The sequence below is a fragment of the Actinospica durhamensis genome (assembly GCF_018139695.1).
In the GTDB taxonomy this organism is placed as follows: Bacteria; Actinomycetota; Actinomycetes; order Streptomycetales; family Catenulisporaceae; genus Actinospica; species Actinospica durhamensis.
Genome location: NZ_JAGSOG010000345.1, coordinates 1 through 7,719 on the forward strand (window position 1 = coordinate 1; position 7,719 = coordinate 7,719).

A 7,719-nucleotide genomic window follows, 5' to 3' on the forward strand; every position below is an offset into this window, starting at 1 on the left:
GGGCCGGGGCGGGCGCGGGCGCGGCGGTGGCGCTGTCCGTCGGCAACGCCTTCGTGCGCGGCAGCGTCACCGAGGGCACGGTCAACCTCGCCGTCCTGGTGCTGCTGCCCGGCGCCGTGCTCGGCTACGTCTCCGACCTCGCCACGAAGGTGGAGGCGCGCTCGCGCCGGGCCGCGCAGCTCGAGGCCGCGACGATGGAGCGGGAACGGCTGGCGAGCGCCGTGCACGACTCGGTGCTGCAGGTGCTGGCGCTGGTGCAGCGGCGCGGCGCCGAGATCGGCGGTCCGGCGGCCGAACTGGGCCGGTTGGCCGGGGAGCAGGAGGCGGCCCTGCGCGCCCTGGTCGCGGCCGAGATCGCCACCCGGCATCCGGACGGCGCGGCCGACGTGTGCGCCGCCCTGCGCTCCTTCGCCACGGCGCGGGTGACCCTGGCCCTGCCGGCCCGCCCGATCCTGCTGCCCGCCCCCGACTGCGCCGAGCTCGAGGCGGCGGTGCGGGCCGCGCTGGACAACGTCGCCCGGCACACCGGCCCGCAGACCGCGGTGTGGATCCTGGCCGAGTACACCGGAACCGGCGTCACCATCACGGTGCGCGACGACGGCCCGGGCATCCCAGCCGGGCGGCTGGCCCAGGCCGAGGCCGAGGGCCGGCTCGGTATCGCCCAGTCGATCAGGGCGCGGATCCTACGCCTGGGCGGCACGGTCCTGATCACCGCGCCGCCGGGTCAGGGAACGGAGATAGAGATGCAGGTCCCGATCACGGACCCGGAGCAGGGCACGAAGACGGCGAGGCCGAGGGCGGCGGTCGCGGCGGAGGCGGCGGCGTGAGCGGCGCCCAACCGGACGCGGCCGCCGGGCCCGCGCGGGTGCTGGTGGTGGACGACCACCCCATCTGGCGCGACGCGGTGGTGCGCGACCTGGCCGCCGCGGGCTTCGACGTGCGCGCGACCGCCGGGGACGGCGAGCAGGCGGTGCGGATCCTGGCCGGCGTGCCCTGCGACATCGCCGTCCTCGACCTGCATCTGCCCGGCCTGTCCGGACCCGCCGCGATCAAGGCCCTGCTCAGCGCCTGCCCCGGCCTGCGCATCCTGGTGCTCAGCGCCAGCGGCGAGCAGCAGGACGTGCTCGACGCGGTGAAGGCGGGCGCCGGCGGATACCTGCTGAAGTCGGCCAGCAGCGCCGAACTGGTCGACGCCGCGCGCCGCACCGCCGCGGGTGACGCCGTGTTCACCCCGGGTCTGGCCGCACTCGTGCTCGGCGAGTACCGGCGGCTGGCCGAACGCTCGGGGGAGCAGGAGGGCGCCGACACCCCGAGGCTGACCGAACGCGAGACCCAGGTGCTGCGGCTGGTCGCGACCGGGCTGACGTACAGGCAGATCGCCGAGCGGCTTGTGCTCTCGCACCGCACCGTGCAGAACCACGTGCAGAACACGCTGGCCAAACTCCAGCTGCACAACCGGGTCGAGCTGGTGCGCTACGCGCTGGACAACGGTCTCGGCGACGAGGACGACTGAGCCGGACGGCGGTCTCAGCCCGCTGTCTCGGCCGCCTTGATCAGCGGCACGTCCCGGGACAGCTCCCGGAACCCGAGGCCGTAGTACAGCGCGCGCGCCGCGGGATGCCCCGGCGCACCCAGGCAGACGACTGTCGCGTGCGTGGCCCCGGCCATGACCGCCTGCCGCATCCCTTGCAGCATCATCGACCTGGCGAGCCCCAGCCGCCGGTAGTCCGGGTGGGTGCCGACCGGCTCGAACTCGATGGACTTGTTCGCCTCGTCGAACCACATGATCGTCGAGGCCGCCATGGTCCCGTCCGGCGCCTCCACCAGCAGGTGCAGGTCGCCCCGGTAGGCCGCGGTCTCCCGGACGGCCTGGTAACTCCGGACGGAATAGGAGGACGGATACCACGCGTCCACGTGGGCCTGGACCACGGCTTGCGGCCCGACCTCGTCGGCGGTGCGGAACCGGAATCCCTTCGCCAGCGCCGTCGGCTGTATCTCGTCCAGGTCCCGCTCGTTGAGCTGGGTCCAGTCGCCGTCCTCGCCCAGCGCCTCGGCGTCGGACCGATAGCCGTGCGCGGCCCAGCGGGTCAGGGCGTACTCCTCCGCGTTCGTCGGCAGCACGGTGCGCTCCAGGCCGAGCGTGACCGCCTCGTACCACTCGATCACTTCGTCGATCAGGTCCGTGTGCTCGGGATGGATCTGGTAGCTCAGCGAGGCGCCGGTGACCTGGCTGACCGAGCCGTCGTTGCGCCGGACCTCGCGCGGCAGGAACGCCCAGCCCCACGCCACGAGTTCGCCGTCGGAGTACCACAGCCGCCGCGGCCAGGTCTTGCCGTAGGGGATGGACCCCTGGCCCCAGATCCAGGACAGTTCCCCGTACGACGCACCGCCGTTGATGTGGTCCGGCCGCAGAGCGGTGACGCGTTGGGCGAGACCCTGCATGAGCCGCACGTCCGCCGCGGTGAGAAGCTCGAAGTCCGTCACGCTAGGCCACTGTGCCAGGACTCCACCACGCCGTCGAGCCGTTTTGCCGGACCGCCCCGGTGCCGGTGCCGGTGCCGGCCAGGACGCCGGCCCGCATCAGGACACGGATTTCTGAGTACTGCGGAGCCCGTACTTGAGTACCTCAGCCGATGTGCCGGCCGGCTCGCCGATGGTCTGATCGAGGTATGTACGAATTCGAGTACGACGAGTCCGAGCCGCCCCGCCCACGCCGTCGACGCGTGCTGTGGTTCGGCGGCGCGGCCGTCGCGGTCGCGGTCGCGGGGGCGCTGTACGCCGCCTACACGGTGCTCTCCTCCGGCTCGCCCATGTCGGCTCCCACCAGCGCGGGCGCCGGCGCCGGGTCGAGCAGCGCCGGCCCGTCCCCGGTCTCGCAGCAGGCCGCGCAGCGCACCGCGCAGGCGTTCCTGAGCGACTGGCAGGCCGGGAACTACGCGGCGGCGGCGAACCTGACCGACTCCCCGGCCGCGGCGAAGGCCGCGCTGGCCGCCTACCGCTCCGGCCTGGGTCTTCGTGCACTGACACTCAAACTGCAGGACGCGAACGCCTACGGCGACGCGATGTACGGCGTGGCCGCGACCGTCTCCTCCGGCTCGGCCAAGGCCACCTGGAGCTACACCACCCAGCTGCAGGTCTACACCGGATCGCAGGGGCCGATCGTGCAGTGGCAGCCGGACGTGCTCGCGCCGAACCTGGCGCCCGGCATGAGCCTGAGCGTGCAGGCCGTGGCGCCCAGCGGCGGCACCGTCACCGACGCCAAGGGGAACGCGCTCTCCGCCGAGTCCGACCCCGGGCTCCAGCGGATCGCCACCCTGCTCGAGGGCGCCGCGAACACCGGGAACGCGTCCGCAGGCACATCAGGCCTCGATGTCGTCTACGACGGCAGCGACGGCACGCCGCTGACGCAGATACAGCCGGTGGCCCTGACCCAGCCCGTCGCGCACGGACTCGCCACCACGATCGACCCGAAGGTGCAGACCGCGGCGATGAACGCGGTCCAGCTCGACCCGCAGACCTCGATCGCGGTGATCCAGCCCTCGACCGGCTACATCCTCGCGATCGCCAACAACGACGGCGACAACGACGACGCGCTCACCGCCCAGATCGCCCCCGGCTCCACCATGAAGGTGGTCACCAGCGCCGCGCTGCTGAATCAGGGTATGTCGATGCACACCGACGTCGCCTGCCCCTACGCCTTCACCGTCACCGCGGTCGCCTTCCACAACTCCGACGGCGAGACCGAGCCCGCCGACACGCCGCTGATCAGCGACTTCGCCGCGTCCTGCAACAACGCCTTCACCAGCCAGTACCAGAAACTGGCCGACGGCACGCTGGCCGAGACGGCCAAGACCTACTTCGGCCTGAACGAGCGGTGGGACATCGGACTCGGCCAGGCCACCACGTACTTCACCATGCCGCCCGCGGCCGAGGACTCCGAGCTCGCGGCCGAGTCCTTCGGCCAGGGCGTGCTGCAGACCGCCCCGCTGGCCATGGCCTCGGTGGCCGCCACGGTGGACACCGGCGTCTTCCACCAGCCGATTCTGCTGCCGGGCGCCCACCAGATCAGCGCCACCGCACTGCCCTCGTCCACGGCGAGCCAGCTGCGCAGCATGATGCGGGCGGTCGTCACCTACTCCGACGGCACCGCCGCGAACGTCGGCTTCGGCCCGGACGTCTACGCCAAGACCGGCACGGCCGACCACGGCGCGGCCGGCACCAAGGCCAACTCCTGGATGATCGCCTACGACCCGAGCAAGGACGTGGCCATCGCCTGCGTCGTGCTGGACGGCGGCTTCGGCAACGAAGCCGCCGGTCCCGTGGTCAAGTCCGTCCTCGACGCGCTCTGAGCGCCGCCGCGCCCGCTACCGGACCGGGGCCGGTGCCGGGCGCGGGTCGGGCAGGTCGGCCGCGGCGGGGGTGCCCTCGGTCAGCACGCTGGTGCACTCGGGGCAACGCACCGCGGCGAGGGGAATACTGCGCGTGCAGAACGGGCAGTTGCGCTCGTTCGAGGCCTGGTCCTTGGCGAACATGCGCAGCAGCCTGGCCACCGGGTGTACGACCAGGAAGTAGATCACCGCCGAGGCGACCACGAACGAGATGAGGTCGTCTACGAACTGACCGTAGGTGAAGACGGAATGCTTGACGGTGAACTGGTACTTGTCCAGGCTCTGCTGATTGCCGAACAGCGAGAGCAACGGGTTGATGAACGAGGTGGTCAGGCCCTTGACGAGGCTGGAGAACTGGCCGCCGATGACGACCGCGACGGCCAGATCGACGAGGTTGCCACGGAGGATGAACTGTCGGAATCCCTTCATGGGCGACCAGGCTAGCCGTTCTCGGCCACAGGTCCAGCGGCGCCGCGCGGAGCACGGGTGCCCTACGGCGGCGCAGCGTGCGTGGGGAAAGCGACCTGGCCGCCGGGCGGCAGCACGGCCGAGGCGCCGCGGCAGCGCACCCGGATCGGCGCGTGTCCGCCCGGTCCCGCGCTCACCCGCACCCGGTGGTCGGCGATCTCCACGCTCAGCGCGTGTTCCCGGTAGGTCATCGAGAACTCCAGGCGGCCGAGTTCGACCGGCCAGTACGGGTTGAGGTACAGCACGTCGCCGCGCGTCTCGACCCCGGCGAAGCAGCGCTGGAGCACGTCGAGGGAGCCGGCCATCGCCGCCAGGTGCACGCCCTCCGCGGTGGTGCCGCCCTGCACGTCGGCCACGTCGCTGCGCAGCGCCTCCACGAAGTACTCCAGCGCGTCCTCGCGGTGGGCCCGGGCCAACACCGAGGCGTGCACCACGGCGCTGAGGGTGGAGCCGTGCGAGGTGCGGGCCAGGTAGTAGTCCACCACCTGCGGGATCGCGGCCGGATCCCAGGCGTAGCCGAGCCGCCCGAGCAGTCCGCGCAGCTCGCTCGCCGAGAGCAGGTAGAACAGCATCAGCACGTCGGCCTGCTTCGAGGCCTTGTACCGGTTGACGTCGTCGCCCTCGGCCTCCAGGATCCGATCCAGCCTCCTGATATCCGGGTGTCTGGCCCGCAGGCCGGCCCAGTCCAGCTCGTGCAGCTGCTCGTATCCGGCGAACTGGCTGATCATCCCGTCATCGTGGAAGGGAACGAACATCCGCTGCGTGATGTGGCCCCAGCGATCGACCTCCTCGACGCCCAGCCCGAGCGCCTCGGTCAGCTCCTCGCGCCGCGCCGCCGGCAGCAGTCGCAGCAGGGTCCTGGCACGCTCGAGCACCCACACGGCCATGACGTTCGTGTACGCGTTGTCGTCGATGCCCGGCTCGGCCGCGTCCGGATAGCGGGTGTGGAATTCGTCCGGCCCGACCACCCCGCGTAGCCGGTACCGGTCCAGGGCATGGTCGTACTCGGCCAGCGAACCGAAGAACCGGGCGATCTCCAGGAACATCTCGGAGCCGTGCCGCACCGCGAACTCCCGGTCCCCGGTGGCCTGGTAGTACTGCCAGATGTTGTACGCCACGGCCAGTCCGACGTGGCGCTGCAGGTGGGTGGCGTCCGACAGCCAGTGCCCGGAATCCGGGTTCAGGTGCAGCCGCTGGCTCGTCTCGGTCCCGTCGGCGCCGGACTGCCACGGGAACATCGCCCCACGCAGCCCCGCGTCGCGCGCGGCCCAGCGCGCCGCGTGCAGGCGGCGGTACCGGTATTCCAGCAGCGAACGCGCCACGTGCGGCAGCCGGGTGGTCAGCGCGGGCAGCACGAACAGCTCGTCCCAGAACACGTGCCCGCGGTACGCCTCGCCGTGCAGCCCACGCGCGGGCACCCCCGCGTCCAGACCGATCGTGTTCGGCGAGACGGTCTGGAGCAGATGGAACAGGTGCAGCCGCAGCACCGAGGCGGCCTCGTCGTCCCCGCCGAGATCCACCCGGCAGCGCTCCCACAGCTGCCGCCAGGTCCGCGCGTGCCGCCCGAGCAGCACGTCGAAGCCGTCCAGCCGGGCGAGCCAGTCCGTCGCCGCCTCCGCGGGCGCCACGATCGCCGGGTCCCGTCCGGTGAACAGCGTCGCCGTCTTCTCCACCGTGACCGGACGGCCCGCCTCGAGCGGCAGCAGCAGCTCGTGGCCCACGCACGCCCCCTCGGCGACCGCCCGGTACGTGCACGGCAGCTCGGCCCCGTCGCGCAGCGCCCGCGTCCGGATCGCCTGCGCGATCCGCACCCTCGACTGCACCGTCTCGGTCTCCACCAGCGCCGTGCCCTCGCCCAGCACCTCGGCCCGCTCCACCCGCAGATGCTTGCCGGACAGCTCGCGGTACCGCGCCACCCCGGCGTTGGCGGTCTCCCCGTCCAGCACCGAGCGCAGTGTCAGTGTGCCGCTCCAGTCCTGCGCGAGCACGGTCGTCTGCAGCGCGCCGACGTGCTCGAACTCCATGTGCGCGAACCGCCGCTGCACCACCCGGGTCGAGTGCCCGGCCGCGTCCCGGAAGCCGAGGTCGCGCACCAGCACGCCGAGCCGCAGGTCGAGCTGCTGGCGGTAGTGCGTCAGCTCGACCGCGCCCGCGTCGAACCACGGCCCGTCGTCCCAGCGCAGCCCGGTGGCGAGCCAGTCGGGGAGGTTGACCATGCTCTCGTTGGCCACCACGTGCCCGTCCACCACGTCGGTGGCCGCGTTGTACAGCCCGGCTACGTAGGTGCCCGGGTAGTGCACCGCGTCGGCGACCGACTCGGGCGCGGACCCGCGGGTGGCGAAGTAGCCGTTGCCCACCGTGCACAGGGTCTCGCGCAGCCGCTCATGCCCGGCGTCGTACCCCTCGTATTCCGTGGACCAGCCGGACCAGGCGGACATCCAGCCTCCCTCGTCGTGCCCCCCTGTCCCGCGCTGTTCCCACTAGTCCTGCTCGTCGTTCCCGCTCGTCCTGCGCGAAGCTCATCCGGTGTGCGAGGCGACCCCGCCCACGGTCACCCGGCGTCCCTCCAGCGTCCCGACGTCGTCCGCGGCGTCCTGGATGAGCCGGGTGCCCAGATCCACCAGCGCGCGGCCCGCGGCGAGCTCGTCCCCGATCTCGGGCACGTCGAAGTCGGTGGCCTTGCGCCAGGCGTCGCCGGCGCCGTGCCGGGTCCGCTCGTCCGTGACCAGCACCGCTTTCGCCGTGGTCCGGCCGTCCTCGGTGGTCAACTCCAATGTCACATGGCGACGTTCGACCCGCATCGTCATCCTCCTCCTTCCCTCACATCCTCCCCCCGATCGGCTGACGGCGCAGGCGGGTGAGC

The 7,719-nt window shown here is 72.3% G+C and carries 7 protein-coding genes; 3 read left to right on the plus strand and 4 right to left on the minus strand.

Translation table 11 applies throughout. The features are described 5' to 3' along the window. Together macS and KDL01_RS36830 are read left to right on the plus strand one after the other, a co-directional pair. On the plus strand, positions 1 to 827 hold an 827-nt coding region (gene macS / locus KDL01_RS36825), incomplete at its 5' end, for a MacS family sensor histidine kinase (RefSeq protein WP_246577515.1). Continuing rightward, complete coding sequence (locus KDL01_RS36830; protein ID WP_307846764.1) at positions 824 to 1,513, plus strand: response regulator; 690 nt, start codon at positions 824 to 826, stop codon at positions 1,511 to 1,513. The genes macS and KDL01_RS36830, both read left to right, overlap by 4 nt. A gap of 14 nt (positions 1,514 to 1,527) precedes the next feature. On the opposite strand, the gene KDL01_RS36835 is transcribed toward KDL01_RS36830, so the two are convergent. After that, complete coding sequence (locus KDL01_RS36835; RefSeq protein ID WP_212533344.1) at positions 1,528 to 2,484, minus strand: GNAT family N-acetyltransferase; 957 nt, start codon at positions 2,482 to 2,484, stop codon at positions 1,528 to 1,530. 185 nt (positions 2,485 to 2,669) lie between these two features. Here KDL01_RS36835 and KDL01_RS36840 point away from each other — a divergent pair, with 185 nt between their 5' ends. Next, the gene (locus KDL01_RS36840; RefSeq protein ID WP_212533345.1) at positions 2,670 to 4,349 is read left to right on the plus strand and encodes a penicillin-binding transpeptidase domain-containing protein; all 1,680 of its coding nucleotides are present in this window, start codon (positions 2,670 to 2,672) and stop codon (positions 4,347 to 4,349) included. Between the two features lie 15 nt (positions 4,350 to 4,364). Here KDL01_RS36840 and mscL read toward each other — a convergent pair whose 3' ends face one another. From mscL to KDL01_RS36855, 3 genes are all read right to left on the minus strand, one after another. Further along, positions 4,365 to 4,817: a large conductance mechanosensitive channel protein MscL gene (gene mscL / locus KDL01_RS36845; RefSeq protein WP_212533346.1), complete on the minus strand. Its 453-nt coding sequence runs from the start codon at positions 4,815 to 4,817 to the stop codon at positions 4,365 to 4,367. Positions 4,818 to 4,879: 62 nt separating this feature from the next. Next, complete coding sequence (locus tag KDL01_RS36850) at positions 4,880 to 7,294, minus strand: glycoside hydrolase family 65 protein (RefSeq protein ID WP_212533347.1); 2,415 nt, start codon at positions 7,292 to 7,294, stop codon at positions 4,880 to 4,882. 81 nt (positions 7,295 to 7,375) lie between these two features. Next, positions 7,376 to 7,657, minus strand: a complete 282-nt coding sequence (locus KDL01_RS36855; RefSeq protein WP_212533348.1) for a dsRBD fold-containing protein — start codon at positions 7,655 to 7,657, stop codon at positions 7,376 to 7,378. Between the last annotated feature and the right edge of the window lie 62 nt (positions 7,658 to 7,719).

Coding starts and splice junctions, on each gene's coding strand:
- KDL01_RS36855 (WP_212533348.1), bottom strand. CDS start 7,657: ATGCGGGTCGAACGTCGCCATGTGACATTGGAGTTGACCACCGAGGAC.
- mscL (WP_212533346.1), bottom strand. CDS start 4,817: ATGAAGGGATTCCGACAGTTCATCCTCCGTGGCAACCTCGTCGATCTG.
- KDL01_RS36840 (WP_212533345.1), top strand. CDS start 2,670: ATGTACGAATTCGAGTACGACGAGTCCGAGCCGCCCCGCCCACGCCGT.
- KDL01_RS36850 (WP_212533347.1), bottom strand. CDS start 7,294: ATGTCCGCCTGGTCCGGCTGGTCCACGGAATACGAGGGGTACGACGCC.